Below are 19,341 nucleotides of genomic sequence, written 5' to 3' on the forward strand. Positions count from 1 at the left end.
CAATGACCACTGCCACCCGCGGCATCCCGATCATCGCCGCGTACGACTTACCGACCGTGGATCTACTGCCTGCGAACACGGCGACATGGCAGATCGACCCCGCACGCGCCGTATTGCTCATTCACGACATGCAGCGCTATTTCCTGGCGCCGCTGCCTGTGTCGTTACGTGATCAACTGGTGAGCAATGTCGCGGCCATCCGCGACAGGTCGGTGGCCGCGGGCATCCCGATCGCCTACACCGCTCAGCCTGGCAGCATGACCCAGGAGCAGCGTGGCTTGCTCAAGGACTTCTGGGGCCCCGGGATGCGCGTGGACGAGGATCACCGTCAGATCGTCGATCCGATCGCACCCGACGCGGGTGACTGGGTCTTCACCAAGTGGCGCTACAGCGCCTTCCACCGTTCGGCGCTGTTGGAACGGATGCACGCAGCGGGACGTGACCAGTTGGTGATCTGCGGCGTCTACGCACATGTGGGTGTGTTGATGACGGCGGTGGACGCGTTCACCAACGACATCGAGACCTTCCTTGTTGCCGACGCGATCGCCGATTTCGATGACGAATCGCACTGGATGGCTTTGGAATACGCGGCACGACGGTGTGCCGTGCTGACCGTCACGGACGAGGTGCTGACATGAGCGATCTACTGGGACGTGTATTGGCGGGAGCAACCGGGCCATTCGCCTTGCTGTACCGCCCGGAATCCGGCACACCCGATGCCGTCGACGTCGTCACCGGCACAGTGACGTCCGTCGAGCGGATCGCCGACCTTCCGCTGCGCGACGGGCGCAGTGGGCATGACCTGCTGGCCTTGGTGCCGTACCGGCAGATTGCCGAGCGCGGATTTGTAGCGCCCGATGACGGTGCGCCACTACTGGCGCTTGCCGTCGAGCAGCAGGAGTCGGCGCCGTTGTCGGAGGTATTGGACCGAATTCCCGAGTATCCGGTAGTGGTGGGCCACAGCGATTTCGACATCGACGACGAGGAGTACGCGCGTCTGGCCTCGGGAATCATCGCCGAGGAGATCGGCCAGGGGGCGGGCGCCAACTTCGTGCTCAAGCGGAACCTGTTGGTCCAGTTGCACGACTATTCGATCAACACCGCGCTGACGCTCTTTCGGAGACTGTTGGAGCGGGAGAAGGGCGCGTACTGGACGTTCGTGGTGAGTACCGGCGAGCAGGTATTCATCGGCGCGACCCCCGAACGCCATATCAGTGTGCAGGATTCGTTGGCCGTGATGAATCCGATCAGCGGAACGTATCGATACGGTGCCAACGGCCCGAACCTGGATGCGGTCATGGAGTTCCTCGCCGACACCAAGGAATCCGACGAGCTCTACATGGTGGTCGATGAAGAGCTGAAGATGATGGCCCGAATCTGCCCGGACGGTGGGCAGGTGCAGGGACCGTATCTGAAGGAAATGGCGCGGCTCGCGCACACCGAGTATCTGATTTCCGGTGTTACTGATCGAGATCCGCGTGAGATTCTGGCCGAGACGATGTTCGCGCCGACGGTGACGGGAAGCCCACTGGAGAACGCGTGCCGTGTCATTCAACGGTATGAACCCAAGGGGCGCCGGTACTACAGCGGCGTTGCCGCATTGGTCAGCACAGATACTGCCGGTGTGCGGCAATTGGATTCGGCCATCTTGATCCGCACCGCGGAGATCGCACCGGATGGTGCGCTTACCGCCGGCACCGGCGCCACCATCGTTCGGCATTCCAATCCCGCGAGCGAGGCCGCTGAAACCCGCAGCAAGGCGGCAGGATTGCTCTCCGCTCTGACGACACGCCGGGAACTTCGCAGTCATCCCCGTGTTACGGAGGCACTGGCTAGCCGCAACACCGGCATCGGGACCTTCTGGCTGGGACACGGATCGGGAGAGAACGCCGCGAGTCTGGTGGGCCGCACCGCGCTGGTGGTCGACGCCGAGGACACGTTCACCTCGATGATCGGATTGCAGTTGCGGGCCTTGGGTTTACGAGTGGACATCCGCCGATTTGACGAGGATATCCAACCCGGCGCGCATGACATCCTGGTGCTCGGCCCCGGCCCGGGCGATCCGACGGCAGTCGATGTTCCGAAGATCGCGACACTGACCGCCTTGACGAAGACCGCACTGACTCAGCGTATTCCGTTCCTATCGATCTGCCTGAGTCATCAGGTGCTCTGCCGGCAGTTGGGCCTGCCCGTTCGTCGTCGTGAGCAGCCCAATCAGGGTGTGCAGCGGCAGATCGATTTGTTCGGAACCGAGCGACATGTCGGGTTCTACAACACCTTCGCCGCGGTGACGAGCGGCGAGTGGGTCGATACGCCCGCAGGACGGGTGCAGATCAGTGCCGATGCCGTGACAGGCGAGGTTCATGCGGTGCGCGCCAAGCGGTTTGCATCCATCCAGTTCCACGCCGAGTCCATCCTCACCCGCGATGGCGTGGGGATCTTCGGTGAGCTGCTCACGCCGCTGGCGACGGATGTTCCGGTACTAGCATGACGAGTGTGCGCATAGACATTCACGCTCACCTGTGGTCTGACGACTATCTGTCGTTACTCGACGAGTATGGGAGGGCCGGTACCGATGTCCATCGGGGCCTGGGTGCCGGGGCGACGCGTACCGATTTGGATGGGCGTTTCGCGCTGATGGATGAGGCGGGTGTCGACCTGCAGATCCTCTCGGCTACACCGGCATCGCCTCATTTCGAAGACGAGACGGCGGCCGTCGAGAGTGCCCGGTTCGTCAACGACGAGTACGCGAAGCTCGCCAGTGAGTATCCGGGACGGTTCCGCGCGCTGGCGTCACTGCCGCTACCCCACATCCCGGCCGCGTTGGAGGAGCTGAGCCGTGCGATCGACGATCTGGGCATGTACGGCGCGTCGATCACGACCTCGGTACTTGGCCGGTCGATAGCCGATCCGCTATTCGATCCGCTGTACGAGGAACTGAATAGCAGGGGCGCAATACTTTTCGTGCATCCAGCAGGGTGCGGTGCGGACTCGTCCTTGATCACCGATCACTCGCTCACCTGGTCGATCGGGGCGCCGATCGAGGACACGATCGCCATCATGCACCTCATCGTCGCGGGCATCCCGTCGCGTTATCCGGATATGAAGATCGTGACGTGTCATCTGGGCGGGGCCTTACCGATGGTGCTGGAGCGCGCGAACCGTCAGGTGACCGAATGGGAAGCGACACATTGTCCGGAAGCACCCAAGGATGCCGCCCGGCGGCTGTGGTTCGACACGGTGGGGCATGACCACACTCCCGCGCTGCGGGCCGCTGTCGCATCGCTCGGCGCCGACCGGTTGGTATTCGGATCGGACTTCCCGTACCAGGGAGGCCCCCGGTACGTCAGTTCCGCGACCTACATCCAGGAGGGTCTGTCGGCCGAAGACGCGTCGCTGATCCTGGATCGCAATGGAGCTGAGCTGCTGGGGCTGGTCGGCGATTAAGCGTTTGTATCGGAGTGCGGTTGCGGTGCGCTATTCGATGCCGACTCGGAAAGGCGTGACCGAACATCCTCGGAGAATGGTGTCGAGAGGCGCGAGCTTTCATCCATCAAAACAATGACAGAGAGGGCTCTCGCGACACACCGGTTTTCCTGAAAGATGGCTTGGCGGAGTTTGAGTGAACTGCGCCCGACGGAACCCACCGCTGTGCCGATAGTTACTTGGCCTGGCCATAGCATCTCGCCCAGGAAATCGATCTCCAAACGTGCGATAACAAACGCCCTGTTTGGCTCCAGGATTCGTCTTGTGCTGTCGTGTAGAAACTCGACTCGCCCGGTTTCCAACAAGGTGGAGAAAACGGAATTGTTGATGTGTCCTTGCCGGTCCGTATCGGCATAACGCAGCTTGTCGTGTGAATGCAGCGGAAACTCTGCAAGAGTTGGAATTTCAGCCATTCCCGCTGGTCCTTTCCTAAGCGAATTCGAGGGCACAGACGGTATTGCCTCAATCCGATTTCACGATATCGGAAGGTAACACCCACCACGGTTCGGGGCGGTATGGCCCACCCACTAGACTGATGGTTGGACCCCGCGCGGCGTCTATCCTGTGAACTCCCCCAGGGCTGGAAGGCAGCAAGGGTCAACGGGCTCTGTCGGGTGCGCGGGGTCCCCTTTCCGAAGATTGCGACCTCCAGATGCCCCGCAGGGGCGAATAGGGGAAAGCCGTGTCATTCTTGTCGCTCGGACCCGACGAACTCGCAGCTCAGCATCGGTTGCAGCAGGAGAACTACAGCCAGCTCAAGGCCAAGGGGCTCTCGCTGGACCTCACTCGTGGCAAGCCGGCACCCGAGCAGCTGGATCTGTCGAACGGACTGCTGGCGCTGCCCGGTGACGGCGACTACCTCGACGGCAATGGCACCGATACGCGCAACTACGGCGGCGGTAACGGCCTTCCGGAGCTGCGTGCAATCTTCGGTGAGCTACTCAGTGTTCCCGCGCCCAACCTGATCGCGGCCAACAACGCCAGCCTTTCCCTCATGCACGACGTGATCGTGTACGCGCTGCTGCACGGAACCGTCGACTCACCCCGGCCGTGGGTTGAGGAGCCGTCACTAAAGTTCCTGTGCCCGGCGCCCGGATACGACCGTCATTTCGCGATCACCGAATCCTTCGGCATCGAGATGATTCCGGTACCGCTGCGCGAGGACGGCCCCGACGTGGACCTCATCGAGGAACTCGTCGCCTCCGACCCGACCATCAAGGGCATGTGGAGCGTTCCCGTCTTCTCGAACCCAACCGGAACCGTCTACTCGTGGGAGGTCGTTCGCCGGCTGGCCCAGATGAACACGGCGGCACCGGATTTCCGGCTGTTCTGGGATAACGCCTACGCGGTACACACCCTGACGCATGATTTCGTCCGGAATGTGGACTTGCTGGGGCTCGCCGAGACCGCCGGACATCCCAACCGACCGTTGATCTTTGCGTCCACCTCGAAGATCACCTTCGCCGGAGCCGGCGTCAGTTTCATGGGCGGATCACTGGCCAACATCGCGTGGTACCTGCAGCACGCCGGTAAGCGCAGCATCGGGCCCGACAAGGTGAATCAGCTGCGGCACCTGCGCTTCTTCGGCGATGCCGAGGGCGTCAAGCTGCACATGCAGAAACATCAGCAGATCCTCGCGCCCAAATTCGAGCTGGCGCTTGAGATCCTGGACGACCGATTGAGCGAGAGCAAGATCGCATCGTGGAGTGAGCCCAAGGGCGGATACTTCATCAGCCTCGACGTGCTGGACGGCACCGCCAAACGCACGGTGGCCCTGGCCAAGGAGGCTGGGATCGCGCTCACCGAGGCGGGCGCCACGTTCCCGTACCGAAATGACCCGAATGACAGGAACATTCGTCTGGCACCGTCGTTCCCGCCGCTGGAGACCGTCGGCGCCGCCGTCGATGGTCTGGCGACGTGCGCGCTGCTGGCGGCAACCGAGAAGCTGCTGGAGCGCGCCAACTAGGGCGCCTGCTGCACCTTGTCGATCTGTTTGTTGAGCAGCGTCAGCGCCAGCTTGTCGTTGTCACTGGTCCAGGGCTCCATGGCGTGAAGGACCTTGACGGTCACCGTGGTGCCGCGCGGATGTGCGGTGAGCGTCTTGACGGTGATCTCGACGGTCTGTTCACCGTCCATGCCCAGGCCGCCGGTGAAGACGGCTGCGATCGCGTCCACGCTCGCTCCCGAGACCTTCTCCGTCTTGACGCTGCCGGTCCCGCCGATCCCGTCGAGGTCAAGCGTGACGGACCCACACCGCCCCGCCTTCTCCTGGATGGTCTGGAACGAATCGGCGATCCCTTTGCCAACCACGACGTCCACACGAAGAGACCCGTCCTCGTACTGTGCGGCGGCCTGATCGAAGGTGACCGTGTCGTGGTTGACGAACATGTTGCACTCGGATGGGCTGACCGTCGGGCCGTCATCACCCGGGCGCTCAAGCACCTCATAGGTGCCCGAGCCCTCGGGGAAGTCCTGGCGGGGCAGCAGGAGTTTGGCGGGATCACCCTTGGGCAGCCCGGGTGAACCGTCCGACTTCGGTTCACCCGAGACGACGCTGGTGCACGCCGATACGAGGATCAGTGCGGCGGATATCGCGCTGATGGACAGCGTGCGAGCCACGGGACTTCCCCCATCCGTCATGTGCGGATTAGCCTAGGGCGCCTTTTGCACCTTGGCGATCTGCTTGTTGAGTAGATCCAACACCAGTGCGTCCTGCTCGGGAGTCCACGGCTCGATGAATCGGTCGACCTCAATGCGGACGGTCGTGCCCCGGGGATGCGCGATCGCGATGTGCGACTCGACGCCGATCTGGTCGCCCTCAGGTCCGAGAAGACCGCCGACCTTGACCAACTTGGTCTCCGCGGAGGCACCGGGCAAATCGGAGATGGAGACATGCGCCTTCATCGCCACCCCGTCGCCCTCCATCTGGACGGATGCGCATTCCTGGGCGCGCTTCGCGAGGTCGTCGAAGGACTGCTTGATACCGAGCCCGACACTGCTCTCCGCCATCACGGTGTCCGAGTCGTACTTGGCGCGCGCCCTGTCGTAGTCGCCGTCTCCCTCGGAGATGAACTCGTAGCACCCGGGCGGGTTGACCTTCTCCGGCTTGGACTTGTCCGCCTTGTCCTTGTCGAGTTTGAGCTTGTCTTCGATGGTGAACGTCCCATTGCCGGCGGGGAAGTCCTCCCGGGTCAGCAAAAGTGCGGTCGCCGGGCCCTCGGGCAACTTCACGGTCGGCTCGTCGGCCTTCTGGGTACTCGACGACGGCGCCGGTGACTCACTCGGCGATTCCTTGGAACAAGCGGAGGTGAATGCGAGTGCGATGACACTCGCGCCAACCGCCAACACAGTGTTCATATCAACGCGACGTGTCCTCATGCGCGGACTTTAGCGAACAAGATCACCCAATGTGGCCGTTTGTTCGTCAGGTGGCCCGCCAAGGTCGTCTGCGGTCGCCGGTACCCTTGCTCTCCGTGGCCCTGTACCGCAAGTATCGCCCGGCGACCTTCGCCGAAGTCATCGGCCAGGAGCACGTCACCGGACCGTTGACCACCGCGCTGGACGCGGGCCGCATCAACCACGCCTATCTGTTCTCGGGGCCCCGTGGCTGCGGTAAGACGTCCTCGGCCCGCATCCTGGCCCGCTCGCTCAACTGCGTGCAGGGGCCCACCTCGACGCCGTGCGGGGTCTGTGATTCGTGCGTGGCGCTGGCGCCCAACGGATCGGGCAACGTCGATGTCATCGAACTGGACGCCGCCAGCCACGGTGGTGTGGACGACACCCGTGAGCTGCGTGATCGGGCCTTTTACGCACCCGCGCAGTCGCGCTACCGCATCTTCATCATCGATGAAGCGCACATGGTCACCACCGCGGGTTTCAACGCGCTGCTCAAGATTGTCGAGGAGCCACCCGAGCATCTGATCTTCGTTTTCGCCACCACCGAGCCGGAGAAGGTGCTGCCGACCATCCGGTCGCGCACCCATCACTATCCGTTCCGCCTGCTGGCGCCCAAGACGATGCGGACGCTTGTCGAGGCCATCTGTGCGCAGGAGAACGTCGCCGTCGACGATCCGGTGTACCCGCTGGTGATCCGCGCCGGTGCCGGATCCCCTCGAGACACCCTGTCGGTACTGGACCAGTTGCTCGCCGGTGCGGACGAGGAACGCGTGACCTACCAGCGGGCTCTCGCACTGCTGGGCGTCACCGATATCGCACTGATCGACGATGCGGTGGACGCGCTCGCGGCCGGTGACGGCGCGGCGGTGTTCGGAGCCATCGAAGGCGTGATGGATGCCGGACACGACCCGCGCCGATTCGGCACCGACCTGCTCGAGCGTTTCCGCGATCTTATTGTTCTGCAAGCGGTTCCGGATGCGGTGGAGCGCGGTGTGGTCGATGCGCCACAGGACGTGCTGGAGCGGATGCGCGAGCAGGCCGAGCGCATCGGGCCCGCGACCTTGACTCGATACGCCGAGGTGCTGCACGCCGGGCTCGGGGAGATGCGGGGCGCGACGGCACCTCGGCTGCTGCTGGAAGTGGTGTGCGCCCGACTGCTGCTGCCCTCGGCCACAGACGCGGAATCTGCTGTGCTGCAACGCGTCGAGCGTATCGAGAAGCGTCTGGACATGTCGGTGCCCGAGGCCGGTGGGGCAGGCGCGTCGCCGCGCTTTGTCCGCAAGTCCCAGGCCCCCTCCGCCCCGGCCGCCGAAACAACCGCACCGCCGGCCCCGGCGCCCGAGCCTCCCGCGCCGACTCCGCCGCATACACCCGCTCCGGCTCCGGAACCCACCCCGCAACCGGACCCAGTTCCAGCGCCAGAGCCTGAGCCAACCCCGGCACCTGCTCCGACGCCCGAGCCGGCCCCGGAGCCGCCCTCACCGCCCGTTCCGGAACCAGAGCCGGAGCCGGAACCAGAGCCAGTTCCAGCGCCAGAGCCGGAACCTGCCCCCGAGCCGCGTCAGCCGGGGGCACTTGACACCACTGCCGTGCGCAACGCCTGGGCCGAGATCCGATCCAAGGTCAGGGACCGCAGCCGGACCACCGAGGTCATGCTCTCCGGTGCCACCGTGCGTGCCATCGAGGGCAAGACCCTGGTGCTGTCCCATGATTCGCCACCATTGGCCAAGCGCATCACCGAGTCGCGCAATGCCGAGGTCATCCGGGAAGCGTTGAAGGATGCGCTCGGGGTGGACTGGGAGATCCGTTGCGAGGCGGGCAGTGCGGACGCCGGCGCCCCCGCCCAGGCGCCGAAAGTCAACAAGGCCCCACCGCGGGTCGTGACCCGGCCCAGCCGCCCGACGCCCGAGCCCGAGCCGGCACCCGAACCTGAACCGGAACCCACGTCCCCGGAGGACGAGGAGGAGCAGATGCTCGCCGAGGCCGGGCAGGGCGAGGCGGGTCCGCGACGCGATCCCGAAGAGGTTGCGCTGGAACTACTTCAGAACGAGCTGGGCGCTCGCAAGATTGACCCCAGCTAGGGCTGCCACCACGGGCGCAGCGGCAGCGAGGACCCGCCGCGCGCATCAAGTTTAGTGGCCAGCACCTGGTGTAGCTGAACGACATTGCGCTCGAAGCCCAGTCGTGAACCGGCCATGTACAGGCCCCACACCTTCGCGGTGGCCTCGCCTACCTCGTCGACTGCCTCATCCCAGTGTTCGACGAGGTTGGCGCACCACTCCTTGAGGGTCAGTGCGTAATGGTGACGCAGATTCTCCTCGTGCAGCACCTCCAGGCCAACGTTCTGGATCTCGGTGATGATTTTCCCCGACCCAGTCAACTCCCCGTCGGGGAAGACGTAGCGGTCGATGAAATATCCTGCGACGGCCGAGGTTCGATTGTCCGGCCGGGTAATGCAATGGTTGAGCAGCAGGCCGCCGGTCTTCAGTCGCGACTGCAGAAACCGGAAGTAGGCGGGATAGTTCGCGATGCCGATGTGCTCGGTCAGCCCGATCGACGAGACCGCGTCGAACTCTCTTTCTGTGGTATCGCGATAGTCCGCATGGCGGACCTCCGCCAGATCCGAAAGGCCTTCGTCGGCAAGGGCTTTCTGTGCCCAGGCGGCCTGCTCGGCCGATAAGGTGACACCGGTGGCGTGTACGCCGCGCCGTGCGGCGTACCGGACCATCGATCCCCAGCCGCAACCCACGTCGAGCAACCGGTCTCCGGGTTTGAGCGCCAGCTTCTCGAAAACCAGCCGGTACTTGTTCTCTTGTGCCTCTTCCAGCGTGGCCTCAGCGTTCGGATAGCAGGCACACGTGTAGGTCATGGACGGGCCGAGTACCCACTCGTAGAACGCGTTCGAGACGTCGTAGTGATGATGGATGGCCTCGGAATCGCGGGTCTTGCTGTGCCGGAATCCCTCGACGACCCGCCGCCAACGGGGCAGTGCCTCCTGCGGCGGCGGTGCGATGGGCCGCAGATGTTCGAAACCGATCGACCTGACGATGTTGGCCAGCACGCGCGCGGGCGGTCGCTTGAAATCCAGTCTGTCGGCCATGGCCTTCAACAGTTCATAAGGGTCGCCCGGGTGCACGCCCTGCATTTCGATATCGCCGGAAACATACGCCCGCGCCAGCCCCAGGTCACCCGGTGCCGTCGCCAAATACGTTGTGCCGCGCGGCGTCAGTAGATCGAGCCCCAGTTCGGCATTCTCCGGTCCGGCCTTGCTGCCGTCGTAGGCGCTGAAGCGCAGCGGCAGGTCTCCGGCCGCCATGATTTCGAGAATCTCGGCGAGCGAGAGCTTGCCGTTCTCGCCCCGGTCGTTCTTGGCCTGAGTCGTCGTCATTGTCGCCGTACCGCCTTCGCATAGAGATCCAGCAATCGGTTATCGGGGTCGTACATCTTCTTCAACGTCCGATAGTGCTCGCCGCCGTACAGAGCCTCGAACTCTTCACGCGGATAGAAGGATTCGGAGTACAGCGATTTGTGTCCACCCAGTTCGCTGACCTTGTGCTCGATCCGCCGGTTGGTGGCTCCATCGACGGCGCCTGCGGGCACCGAGGACCAGAAGCCGATGTTGACGTACGTCTGGCCCGAGCGTATCGGATACAGCGGCCATCCCGCGTTGTCGCGTAAATGCAACGGACACAGCCATACCGGTTCAATGGGTACTTCGTCGAGGAACCATCGCAGAAACTCCGCGGTGTGACCGATCGGTACCTCGACGTCCTGGACGACGCGTTCCCGGGCTGGGCGCCCGTTAAACTTCTCGATGCGGTCGGCGATGTTGTAACGCTGATCAAGGCCGATCATCTTCCAGTAGACGCTGCTGCGCCGATACTTTCGCGGCCACAGCCTGCGGATGCGTGGATTTTGCGCGCCGAACGCGCGGGAACACCAGAACCAGTCGGTGTCCCAACGCCATAGGTAGTCGTGGATGCTCAGCCGATCGTGACCGGTGCCGTCCGCATGCTGGATCGAGCGATAGTAGATCTGTTGTCCCGTGTAATCGCTCACCGGGCCGGGCGCATCCGTCTGGGTGCCCAGACACAGGTAGGACTCCTCGTCGGTGAACACCACACCGTCCAGATAGTCCACTCGTTCGCCCTGGAAGGTCGCCGAATCCACGATCGACTCCATCGCTGCCACGAGTTCATCGAGGCCATGGAATCGGATGTGCCGCAGGGCAACAAACCGTCCGACGGGTTCGAGCTCGATGCGTAGCCGCACCGAGTAGCCCAGCGTGCCGTACGAGTTGGGGAAGCCTCGATAGAGATCTGTGTGTTCGTGCGCCGATGCGGTGACGATTTCGCCCGCGCCGGTGAGGATGTCCATGTCGAGAACCGACTCGTGCGGAAGCCCGTTGCGGAAGGACGCCGATTCGATCCCGAGCCCGGTGACCGCGCCACCCAGTGTGATGGTCTTGAGCTGGGGCACCACCAGCGGTGCGAGTCCGTGGGAAAGGGTGGCCGCGACCAGGTCCTCATAGGTACACATGCCGGCCACGTCGGCCGTGCGATTGACGGTGTCCACACTGATGACACCGGTGAGGCCCGAGGTATCCAGGCCCGGTGTAGTCGACTTTGCCCTTGCGCGGAACAGATTTGAGGTGGGCTTAGCCAAACGCACGGTCGCCGTCGTGGGAATGGCCCGGTAACTCCGTAGTAGCCGGTTCACTCCCTCGGCGTGCGCCGATCCTGACGAGATAGGCACAATTCCTACGCTAGCCCGGTTCTGCGCGTGGCGCACCCGAGAACGTGATTCGGATGCCAAGCGCGACTGTCGGAAACTAATCCAGGGTCAATCGTCCTAGCCGAATCGGTGCTCCGCCAAGCTGTTCGTCGATGCGGAGCAGCTCGTTCCATTTCGCGGTGCGTTCGGATCTGGTGATGGAGCCGACCTTGAGTTGCTCGGCACCCCACCCGACCGCCAGGTGCGCAATGGTGACATCCTCGCTCTCACCCGATCGCGCAGACACGATGGTGTCCCATCCGCAGTCGTGAGCGGTGTCGTGCGCCGACTTGGCGGCGCTGAGTGTGCCGGCCTGGTTGGGCTTCACCAGTAATCCGTTACACGCTCCGGCCTCGGTTGCTCGGCGCACCCGCTCGGCATTGGTGACGGTGAAATCGTCACCGACTACCAGGACGCGGTGTCCCACTGTCTGGGTGAACTCCGCCAGGGCAGCGGGATCGTCCTCGGCGAGTGGATCCTCGATGGAAGCGATCGGATACTTATCTATCCACCCGATCAGAACCTCTGCCCACGCATCGGAGTCGAGCTCGGTGCCATCGAGCCCGAGGCGGTAGCGGCCGCCGCTGCCGAATTCGCTCGACGCGATGTCCAACGCGATCGTGACCTGGGCTCCCGGCTGCAACCCGGCCCGCTCGATGGAGGCGACCAGCAGTTCCAGTGCGTCCTCGTTGGAGTCCACCACCGGCCACCATCCACCCTCATCTGCCACCCCGGCGAGCCGGCCTCGCTCGGAAAGCAAAGCCCCGCATGCGCGATGGATTTCGGCGACCCAGTTGAGGCCTTGTTCGATGCTGTCGGCTGCCGCGGGCACCACCATGAAATCTTGAACATCGGTGCGACGCGCGGCATGGGCGCCCCCGCCGATCACCTGAATCTCCGGCAGCGGCATGGCGGCCGTTCGATCACCGATGAGATAACGCCACAACGGAATACCGTGCGATGCGGCTGCGGCGTGTGCGGCCGCCATCGACATGGCCACCGACGTGTTACCGCCGATGAGCGCGAACGCGTCCGAACCGTCAGCCGCGGTGAGCGCCGTGTCGACGGCCTTCTGGTCGGTGGCGTCGATGCCGACCAGATGCTCGGTCAGAGCGCGGGCGGCTGCCACCGCAGCGGTCACGTCGTAACCGGCGAAAGGGCTGCCGCCGTCCCGTAGATCGGCGGCCTCGCCGCTGCCCCGGGACGCACCCGCGGGAGCGATCGCCCGCCCGATGCTGCCATCGCCCAGCAGCAGCTCCGCCTCGACGGTCGGCCGCCCGCGTGAATCCCATACGCGTCGAGCGTGCACACCACTGATGTGTGTTCCGGTCATGGTCCCTCTAACTGTTGTGTGACGGCCAGCGGATCGGTGGCCGATTCATGCAAGGCCTGCCCTGCGCGGGTGCGCAGTGAATCGCGTTGAGAGGCGGACAAGTAGTCCACGGGCGATCGTCCGTCGATGCGAGCGAGAGCCAACGCGGGTAGGAGGCGCGCGGTCCGGGCGGCCACCGTATCCGGCGATTCCCAGGAGACGCCCGCCAGGTACGCGGTGCAGAGTCGGCGGCTCGTCTCCCACAACCGCTCGCGGTACTCTGGTTTCCATATCCGCTTGAGCAGCAGATGATTAAGGCAGAACGCGAGATCGAAGGCGGGATCTCCGTACCAGGCACATTCGGCATCGGTCAGCACCGGTCCATCCGCGGTGACGATGACGTTCTTCGGGCTCACATCTCCATGCACCAGTGCGATGTGCGTACCGGCGAGGTCATCGGCAAGTTGGGAAAGGGCATCGGCGTGGTCCGGCAGGCGCTCTGCCGGATAGCGTAGATACGGCTCGATTCGTAACGCCTCGAACAGGTCATCGGATGCGAATTCGCTTGCCACCGTGGCGTCCCCGGCCGTGTGCGCATGCACGGCAACGAGGCGTACGCCGAGTTCCCTGCCCACTTCTGGATCGATACGCCCGTTCGCAAGATCTTCGCGCCAGGAGGCAATGGGCCCCAGATCTGTCATCGCGAACGCATGCAGATCTTCGACGGCCAGGACAACCCGGGGCGTGAAAGACGGAACGATCGTCGCCGCGCGCCGGAGATAGCGCGCCTCAAAGATATTGCGCTGCAACGGTGCTACCCAGTGAGCCTGTACCCGAAGCCGCTCGATGGCCCGCTTGACCACCACCGATTCGCCCGAACTCAGCCGAACACGCCACACGTCGGAGGACACCCCTCCGGTCAATGGTTGTGCCTCCGCAGACACAAGTCCGGCGTGCGAGAGAAGCTCGACCACCCAGTCAGGTGGTGCCATGCGCACCTTCGGATTTCCACCACAGCGCGTTGAACCAGATGCGGGCGAGCGTGTCGATGGCCTCCTCGTCGGTGACCGAGCTGCGTCCGGTCTCCCCACCCTCTACCAGCCAGACGTAACAGAAGTAGTCCATCATCGCCCCGATCGCCGATGCGGTGATATCGGGATCCATCCCCGGGGAGTACTCGTGTTTCTGCAGTCGCCGAATGTTGTTGGCGATCATCGTGCGTGCCGGGGCGCGCAGGTCTCGCCAGTACTCGACGAATGCCGGGTCTATCTGCGCGGCCTGGAATACCCCGGAGAGCACAGGGGCATGGTCGCGATAGGTGGTCCAGTACACGGTGACGATGTCCCGGATCACGTCATATGGTGCGCGATCGCCCGTCTCGACGGTGTCGCCGCGGGTGTACGCCTCATCGCGGAACTCATCAACCATGGTACGGAGAAGCTCGGCCTTGTCGGTGAAGTAATTGTAGAAAACCCCGACGGATTTCCCGGCCTCGGTGGTGATGTCGATGACCCGTGCCTCGGAGTACCCGACCCGGGAGATGACCTCACGCGCCGCATCCATCAGGGCGCGGCGCGTGCTGCGGCCACGTTGTGTCGAGGGCTGCTCGGCGGCCACGGGCCGGATCGCTGAATCGCTAGACATCACCACCCCGCCAAGGCTACATTAAACCTGAATCGAGATTCAGGTTCAGTCCGATCGCGTGTCATTCCCTAATGATTGCGCAGGTTGCGAGGTTTTGATGACGAGTTCGACAGCAGTGCAGACCGATGCAGTTCAGCGAGCGCGTGACCTCGCATCCGCTATCGCGGCACGGGCGCTCGAGGCCGAGCGCTTGCGCCGGATGCCCGACGAGACCATTGCCGAACTGTCCCAGTCGGGTCTGTTCAGCCTGATGGCGCCGCGCCGCTACGGGGGCGACGAGGCCAGTCTGGAGACCTTGGTGAGCGCGGTCATCGAGGTGGGCAAGGTCTGCGGATCGACCGCCTGGACCTTCTGTATCTACGGAATCCACAACTGGCTCGCCGGGTTGTTCCCCGAGGAACTGCAGGACGAGATGTTCGGCTCGGTTCCGCCGGGGTCTCCGTTGCTGTTTCCGGGCAGCTGGTCGCCATCGGGTATCGCCACTCCCGTCGAGGGCGGTTACAAGATAAGCGGACGTTGGCAATTCGGCAGTGGTGTCTGGCATTCGTCGTGGGCATCGGTTGCCGCGGTGGTGCAGCATGACGAGCCGCCGAAGTATCCAGATCTGCGCACCTTCATGATCCCCAGGAACGATCTCGAGGTCATCGACACCTGGTACACCTCCGGTCTGCGGGGTACCGGGAGCATGGACATCGCCGTCAGCGACGTCTTCGTCCCCGAGCATCGGGTGCAGGAGTTCGGTCCGCTGGCGCGCGGGCAGTCACCCTCGGCGGAACTGCACGGGTCTGCCATCTATCGGATACCCCTGTTCTGCGCCCTCTCCAATGTCGCGGCCGCGCCGGCGGTGGGGATGGCGCTGGGGACGGTGGAGCTGTTCACCGAGAAGATCAAGACCCGGGTGATGCGGTACTCGATGCAGGAGCAGTCCAAGCTGGCCACCGCGCACCGGCGCATGGGACATGTTGCGGCGCAGGCTGAGTCGGCACGCACCCTGCTATTGCAGACGGTGCGAGATGTGGAGGACAAGCTGCGCTCCGGCGAGGGGCTGGCCACCGAGGATCGGGTGGCTGTGCGCCGCAACTGTGCCTACGTCGTCGAAGTCTGCAAACAGGCCATCGCCGAGGCGGTCGAGGCATGCGGTGCCTCCGCGCAATACGAGGACTCGCCGTTACAGCGCCACTTGCGCGATGTGAACACCTTGTCCACACACGTTGTCTACGACACGGATTCGGCCTACGAGCTGTTCGGCCGGGTGGAATTGGGACTGCCGCCGGGATCTGTCGCGTTCTGATGAGCACTGGCTCGTGAATACGCAGGTGCCCGAGCTCAACGGGTTGCGGTGTGCGCGCGACGATCGTGTCCTGACTGTCCTGATCGACAACGGTCCGCTCAATCTGCTGGACGGGCCACTCATGTCGAGCCTGTCACGGCTGGCTCGTTGGCTCACTGATCGCGACGACGTGACGGTGGTGCTGTTCGGCAGCGCCAATCCCGATTTCTTCATCGCACACCTGAATGTCGAGATTCTGCAATCGGATTCGGCCCGTACTGCCGACTCGGTCGAATCCTTCCAGCGGTTGGTCGGCAGGTTCCGCGGGCTGCGCCAGGCCACCATCGCACTGGTTGAGGGCAGGGTCGCGGGCGGGGGAAGTGAGTTCCTCCTCAACCTGGACATGCGTTTCGCGGTCCGTGGCCAGGCCATCTTCAATCAGGTGGAGACGGGGCTGGGGATCGTCCCGGCGGGATCTGGTCCGCAGCACCTTCTCCAGGGGCTGGGTCGGGCGCGTGCGCTTGAGGTGATTTTGGGTCATGAGGATTTCGATGCCGATCTCGCGGAACGATACGGCTGGGTGAACCGTGCTCTGGACGCAGATGAGGGGTGGCCGTTCGTGAATCGGCTTGCCCGGCGGATCGCCGTCAATCCGCTCGCACTGATCGCGGGAGCCAAGAGCACGGTCGATGCGCTGGTCACCGACCTGGAGCCGGGGTTGGCCGCGGAGCGGGCAGCCATCGTCGCCGCATTCAAGGATGAGCACAGCACCCAGAGAATCGCGCGCTTTCTGCAACGGGGCGGTCAGACGGTGGACGGTGAACGTCGCCTCGGCGATCTCGTGGCCGACCCTTAGACTGCGACTACAACCAGTAGTAGAACCAAGTCGTAGCGAGGGAGAACTCATGGGTCAGGTCAGTGCGTCCAGTTCGGTGTTGATCAACGCGACGCCAGAGACAGTGCTCGCCGCTGTTGCCGACTACCAGAATGTGCGCCCGCAGATCCTGTCCAGCCACTACCGCGACTACCAGGTGCTTGAGGGCGGTCAGGGTGAGGGCACCGTCGCGTCCTGGAAGCTTCAGGCCACCGAGTCGCGCGTGCGGGACATCAAGTCCAGCGTCAGCGTCGCCGGGCACACCGTCATCGAGAAGGATGCCAACTCCACACTGGTGACCAGCTGGACCGTCGCACCTGCCGGAACCGGCTCGACGGTCACCACCAAGACGGCGTGGACGGGCGGCGGTGGCATCAAGGGATTCTTCGAGAAGACCTTTGCGCCGTTGGGGCTCAAGAAAATTCAGGCCGAAGTGCTGGAAAACCTGAAGAAGACGGTCGAAGGTTCGGCGACCTAACCGCCGGGTGCAGGCGCCGCCGCCGGGTCTACACCCGGCGCCGGTGCGGTACCGCTGAGGTATGCCACGATGCCCTGAACCACGGCCTGCGCGTATTTGGCGCGGCCCTCGGGGCTCGTCATCATCGCCGAGTCCTGGGCGTTCTTCATGTTGCCGAGCTCGACGAGAACCTTCGGGTGCTGGGCAAGGTTGAGGCCCGCCAGGTCAGAGCGGCCATAGAGCCCGCCGGTGCCGATGTAGGTCGCCGGTGTCAGGCCGGCGGCTTGCAGGCTGTCACGCATGGTCTTGGCGAAGCGCAGCGTCGGCTCGCCCTGCACCGCGTTTACCGGCGGATTCGAGTAGTTGACATGGAAGCCATGACCACCGGCCGGGCCGCCGTCGGCGTGGATACTCACGACGGCATCGGGGTTGAAGCTGTTCTCGATCTCCGCGCGTTTGTCGATGCACGGACCGAGCTTGTCGTCGTCGCCACGGGTCATCGCGGTGCGCACGCCGAGTTGGGTCAGCTGCTGACGGATGAGCAGCACGGTGTTCCACGCGAAGGTGTGCTCCGGGTACCCGCCATCGGTAACGGTGCCGCTGGTCTGACAACTCTTCGTGCCGCCCCGACCGTCGGGCACCTGGTTGTTGATCGACCCGTCATTGGCCCCGTTATGCCCGGGGTCCAGCACGACGATGCGTCCGGCGATGCCGGGTGCGGCCGCGGCGATGGGCGCCGCCGGCGTCACGATCGGCAGCACCGTGACCGATGCCGCCGTCAACAGCGCCGTTCCCGCCAGGCCCATGGCACGACGGAGCGGCACGGCACGCGACATCTGGTGTCCGAAACTCACTCGCACCTGGCCACGGTAGCCCGGACGGCGGCTACCCTTGTTGACGACCCGCCGAGGCCCGGCGAGCGTGACCAAGTTGATACCCGGTCGTTTGAGGCGAGAAGGAGATTTCATGCAACCCGGAGGCGCCCCGGATATGTCAGCCCTGCTCGCGCAGGCACAGCAGATGCAGCAGCAGCTGATGGCCGCTCAGGCGCAGATCGCGGCGGCCGAGGTCACCGGGGAGTCCGGTGGCGGCCTGGTGCGGATCACCGGCAAGGGCAGTGGCGAAGTGATCAACGTGCAGATCGACCCGAAGATCGTCGATCCCGAAGATGTCGAGACACTCCAGGACCTGATCATCGGTGCGTTGGCCGATCTGACCTCGAAGACACAGGAACTGGCGAGCCAGCGGCTGGGCCCGCTCGCGGGTGGCCTCGGCGATCTTGGCGGAGGGCTGGGATTGCCCGGTGTTTGAGGGCCCGGTCCAGGACCTCATTGACGAGCTGGGCAAACTGCCCGGGGTTGGACCCAAGAGCGCGCAGCGCATCGCCTTCCATCTTCTGGGTGTCGAGGCTCCCGATATCGATCGGCTGACCGCAGCCTTGACGCGGGTTCGCGATGGCGTTCAGTTCTGCGAGGTCTGCGGGAACGTCTCCGATAAGGAGCGCTGCCGGATCTGCTCGGACCCACGGCGCGATCTCGCATTGGTCTGCGTTGTCGAGGAACCCAAGGATGTGCAGGCGGTCGAGCGCACCCGGGAATTCCGCGGTCGTTATCACGTGCTCGGTGGCGCGCTGGACCCGCTCTCGGGTGTCGGTCCCGACCAGTTGCGGATTCGGGAGCTGTTGACGCGCATCGGAACCGACGAAGACGGGGTCTCCATTTCCGAGGTCATCATCGCCACGGACCCGAACACCGAGGGTGAGGCGACGGCCACCTACCTGGTACGGATGCTGCGCGATTTCCCCGGACTGACCGTCACCCGGTTGGCGTCCGGTCTGCCGATGGGCGGCGACCTGGAGTTCGCGGACGAGTTGACCCTCGGGCGCGCCCTCTCCGGCCGCCGCCCCCTCTGAATTCCCTTGCCTACCTTCAGGGGACGATGAGGAACTGTGCCTGACCGGGGTTGCCTTGTGCTCCCGACACCGTCACCGATGTCCCTGGATCACCGGGTGCGCCCGGGTTCGGTTGAGGTCCCGGTCCACTGCAGTCCGATGAGGACGAAAACACGCCGGTGGTTGCGCCGTTAGCGCCGACCGATCCGCCAGGACCGTTACCGCCGCCGATCCCGCC

General features: G+C 64.3%; 19 protein-coding genes, 1 other RNA gene and 1 pseudogene. 11 read left to right on the forward strand and 10 right to left on the reverse strand.

Annotated features, from left to right (window positions below; translation table 11 throughout):
- The first annotated feature begins 2 nt into the window (after positions 1–2).
- The 3 genes from AOT87_RS19075 to AOT87_RS19085 are packed head-to-tail and all read left to right on the forward strand — an operon-like array spanning position 3 to position 3,447.
- Entirely contained in the window at positions 3–638 is a 636-nt protein-coding gene (locus AOT87_RS19075) for an isochorismatase family protein (RefSeq protein WP_057967018.1), read from the forward strand.
- Positions 635–2,491: an anthranilate synthase family protein gene (locus tag AOT87_RS19080; protein ID WP_057967017.1), complete on the forward strand. Its 1,857-nt coding sequence runs from the start codon at positions 635–637 to the stop codon at positions 2,489–2,491. The genes AOT87_RS19075 and AOT87_RS19080 overlap by 4 nt, the downstream gene beginning before the upstream one ends.
- A 5-nt stretch (positions 2,492–2,496) precedes the next feature.
- Positions 2,497–3,447 (forward strand): amidohydrolase family protein, encoded by a 951-nt coding sequence (locus AOT87_RS19085; RefSeq protein ID WP_030096021.1) that lies wholly within the window; start codon positions 2,497–2,499, stop codon positions 3,445–3,447.
- Here AOT87_RS19085 and AOT87_RS27960 read toward each other — a convergent pair.
- Complete coding sequence (locus AOT87_RS27960) at positions 3,444–3,899, reverse strand: acyl-CoA thioesterase (RefSeq protein WP_081343483.1); 456 nt, start codon at positions 3,897–3,899, stop codon at positions 3,444–3,446. The two genes, AOT87_RS19085 and AOT87_RS27960, sit on opposite strands and share 4 nt — an antisense overlap.
- A gap of 124 nt (positions 3,900–4,023) precedes the next feature.
- On the opposite strand from AOT87_RS27960, the gene ffs reads away from it, so the two are divergent.
- Positions 4,024–4,120, forward strand: an RNA gene (ffs, locus tag AOT87_RS27965) — signal recognition particle sRNA small type.
- A gap of 48 nt (positions 4,121–4,168) precedes the next feature.
- Positions 4,169–5,452 carry an aminotransferase class I/II-fold pyridoxal phosphate-dependent enzyme gene (locus tag AOT87_RS19090; RefSeq protein WP_030096019.1) on the forward strand — a complete coding sequence of 428 codons (1,284 nt, stop codon included), beginning with the start codon at positions 4,169–4,171 and terminating at the stop codon, positions 5,450–5,452.
- On the opposite strand, the gene AOT87_RS19095 is transcribed toward AOT87_RS19090, so the two are convergent.
- Positions 5,449–6,105: a hypothetical protein gene (locus AOT87_RS19095; protein ID WP_057967032.1), complete on the reverse strand. Its 657-nt coding sequence runs from the start codon at positions 6,103–6,105 to the stop codon at positions 5,449–5,451. The genes AOT87_RS19090 and AOT87_RS19095 overlap by 4 nt on opposite strands.
- Before the next feature lie 33 nt (positions 6,106–6,138).
- Positions 6,139–6,864, reverse strand: a complete 726-nt coding sequence (locus AOT87_RS19100) for a hypothetical protein (protein ID WP_052399521.1) — start codon at positions 6,862–6,864, stop codon at positions 6,139–6,141.
- A 95-nt stretch (positions 6,865–6,959) separates the two neighbouring features.
- Here AOT87_RS19100 and AOT87_RS19105 point away from each other — a divergent pair, with 95 nt between their 5' ends.
- The gene (locus AOT87_RS19105) at positions 6,960–8,963 is read left to right on the forward strand and encodes a DNA polymerase III subunits gamma/tau (RefSeq protein WP_030096016.1); all 2,004 of its coding nucleotides are present in this window, start codon (positions 6,960–6,962) and stop codon (positions 8,961–8,963) included.
- On the opposite strand, the gene AOT87_RS19110 is transcribed toward AOT87_RS19105, so the two are convergent.
- From AOT87_RS19110 to AOT87_RS19130, 5 genes are all read right to left on the reverse strand, one after another.
- Complete coding sequence (locus tag AOT87_RS19110; RefSeq protein ID WP_057967016.1) at positions 8,960–10,270, reverse strand: class I SAM-dependent methyltransferase; 1,311 nt, start codon at positions 10,268–10,270, stop codon at positions 8,960–8,962. The two genes, AOT87_RS19105 and AOT87_RS19110, sit on opposite strands and share 4 nt — an antisense overlap.
- On the reverse strand, positions 10,267–11,637 hold the full coding sequence (locus AOT87_RS19115; protein ID WP_057967015.1) for an FAD-binding oxidoreductase: 1,371 nt from the start codon (positions 11,635–11,637) through the stop codon (positions 10,267–10,269). The genes AOT87_RS19110 and AOT87_RS19115 overlap by 4 nt, the downstream gene beginning before the upstream one ends.
- A gap of 76 nt (positions 11,638–11,713) precedes the next feature.
- Positions 11,714–12,988: an enolase C-terminal domain-like protein gene (locus AOT87_RS19120; protein ID WP_030096013.1), complete on the reverse strand. Its 1,275-nt coding sequence runs from the start codon at positions 12,986–12,988 to the stop codon at positions 11,714–11,716.
- Entirely contained in the window at positions 12,985–13,959 is a 975-nt protein-coding gene (locus AOT87_RS19125) for an aminoglycoside phosphotransferase family protein (protein ID WP_057967014.1), read from the reverse strand. Before AOT87_RS19125 ends, AOT87_RS19120 begins: the two co-directional genes overlap by 4 nt.
- Positions 13,946–14,617: a TetR/AcrR family transcriptional regulator gene (locus AOT87_RS19130; RefSeq protein ID WP_198528392.1), complete on the reverse strand. Its 672-nt coding sequence runs from the start codon at positions 14,615–14,617 to the stop codon at positions 13,946–13,948. Before AOT87_RS19130 ends, AOT87_RS19125 begins: the two co-directional genes overlap by 14 nt.
- A 91-nt stretch (positions 14,618–14,708) precedes the next feature.
- Between AOT87_RS19130 and AOT87_RS19135 the strand changes: the two genes are divergently transcribed.
- From AOT87_RS19135 to AOT87_RS19145, 3 genes are read left to right on the forward strand one after another with little or no spacing between them, the layout of a single operon-like run.
- Positions 14,709–15,902: an acyl-CoA dehydrogenase family protein gene (locus tag AOT87_RS19135; protein ID WP_057967013.1), complete on the forward strand. Its 1,194-nt coding sequence runs from the start codon at positions 14,709–14,711 to the stop codon at positions 15,900–15,902.
- Between the two features lie 13 nt (positions 15,903–15,915).
- On the forward strand, positions 15,916–16,737 hold the full coding sequence (locus AOT87_RS19140) for an enoyl-CoA hydratase/isomerase family protein (protein ID WP_057967012.1): 822 nt from the start codon (positions 15,916–15,918) through the stop codon (positions 16,735–16,737).
- A gap of 49 nt (positions 16,738–16,786) precedes the next feature.
- Positions 16,787–17,233 (forward strand): SRPBCC family protein, encoded by a 447-nt coding sequence (locus AOT87_RS19145; RefSeq protein WP_030096008.1) that lies wholly within the window; start codon positions 16,787–16,789, stop codon positions 17,231–17,233.
- Here AOT87_RS19145 and AOT87_RS19150 read toward each other — a convergent pair.
- The gene (locus AOT87_RS19150) at positions 17,230–17,973 is read right to left on the reverse strand and encodes an Rv3717 family N-acetylmuramoyl-L-alanine amidase (protein WP_030096007.1); all 744 of its coding nucleotides are present in this window, start codon (positions 17,971–17,973) and stop codon (positions 17,230–17,232) included. The two genes, AOT87_RS19145 and AOT87_RS19150, sit on opposite strands and share 4 nt — an antisense overlap.
- Before the next feature lie 205 nt (positions 17,974–18,178).
- Here AOT87_RS19150 and AOT87_RS19155 point away from each other — a divergent pair, with 205 nt between their 5' ends.
- Together AOT87_RS19155 and recR are read left to right on the forward strand one after the other, a co-directional pair.
- On the forward strand, positions 18,179–18,523 hold the full coding sequence (locus tag AOT87_RS19155; RefSeq protein WP_030096006.1) for a YbaB/EbfC family nucleoid-associated protein: 345 nt from the start codon (positions 18,179–18,181) through the stop codon (positions 18,521–18,523).
- Positions 18,516–19,124, forward strand: coding sequence for a recombination mediator RecR (recR, locus tag AOT87_RS19160; protein ID WP_030096005.1), 609 nt, complete (start codon positions 18,516–18,518; stop codon positions 19,122–19,124). The genes AOT87_RS19155 and recR overlap by 8 nt, the downstream gene beginning before the upstream one ends.
- A 16-nt stretch (positions 19,125–19,140) precedes the next feature.
- Here recR and AOT87_RS27970 read toward each other — a convergent pair.
- Positions 19,141–19,341: pseudogene (locus AOT87_RS27970) on the reverse strand (hypothetical protein); the annotation flags it as partial.

It is taken from the genome of Mycobacteroides sp. H003 (assembly GCF_001440135.1).
In the GTDB taxonomy this organism is placed as follows: domain Bacteria; phylum Actinomycetota; class Actinomycetes; order Mycobacteriales; family Mycobacteriaceae; genus Mycobacterium; species Mycobacterium gwanakae.

Coding starts and splice junctions, on each gene's coding strand:
- AOT87_RS19075 (WP_057967018.1), top strand. CDS start 3: ATGACCACTGCCACCCGCGGCATCCCGATCATCGCCGCGTACGACTTA.
- AOT87_RS19080 (WP_057967017.1), top strand. CDS start 635: ATGAGCGATCTACTGGGACGTGTATTGGCGGGAGCAACCGGGCCATTC.
- AOT87_RS27960 (WP_081343483.1), bottom strand. CDS start 3,899: ATGGCTGAAATTCCAACTCTTGCAGAGTTTCCGCTGCATTCACACGAC.
- AOT87_RS19100 (WP_052399521.1), bottom strand. CDS start 6,864: ATGAGGACACGTCGCGTTGATATGAACACTGTGTTGGCGGTTGGCGCG.
- AOT87_RS19110 (WP_057967016.1), bottom strand. CDS start 10,270: ATGACGACGACTCAGGCCAAGAACGACCGGGGCGAGAACGGCAAGCTC.
- AOT87_RS19120 (WP_030096013.1), bottom strand. CDS start 12,988: ATGACCGGAACACACATCAGTGGTGTGCACGCTCGACGCGTATGGGAT.
- AOT87_RS19125 (WP_057967014.1), bottom strand. CDS start 13,959: ATGGCACCACCTGACTGGGTGGTCGAGCTTCTCTCGCACGCCGGACTT.
- AOT87_RS19135 (WP_057967013.1), top strand. CDS start 14,709: ATGACGAGTTCGACAGCAGTGCAGACCGATGCAGTTCAGCGAGCGCGT.
- AOT87_RS19145 (WP_030096008.1), top strand. CDS start 16,787: ATGGGTCAGGTCAGTGCGTCCAGTTCGGTGTTGATCAACGCGACGCCA.
- AOT87_RS19155 (WP_030096006.1), top strand. CDS start 18,179: ATGCAACCCGGAGGCGCCCCGGATATGTCAGCCCTGCTCGCGCAGGCA.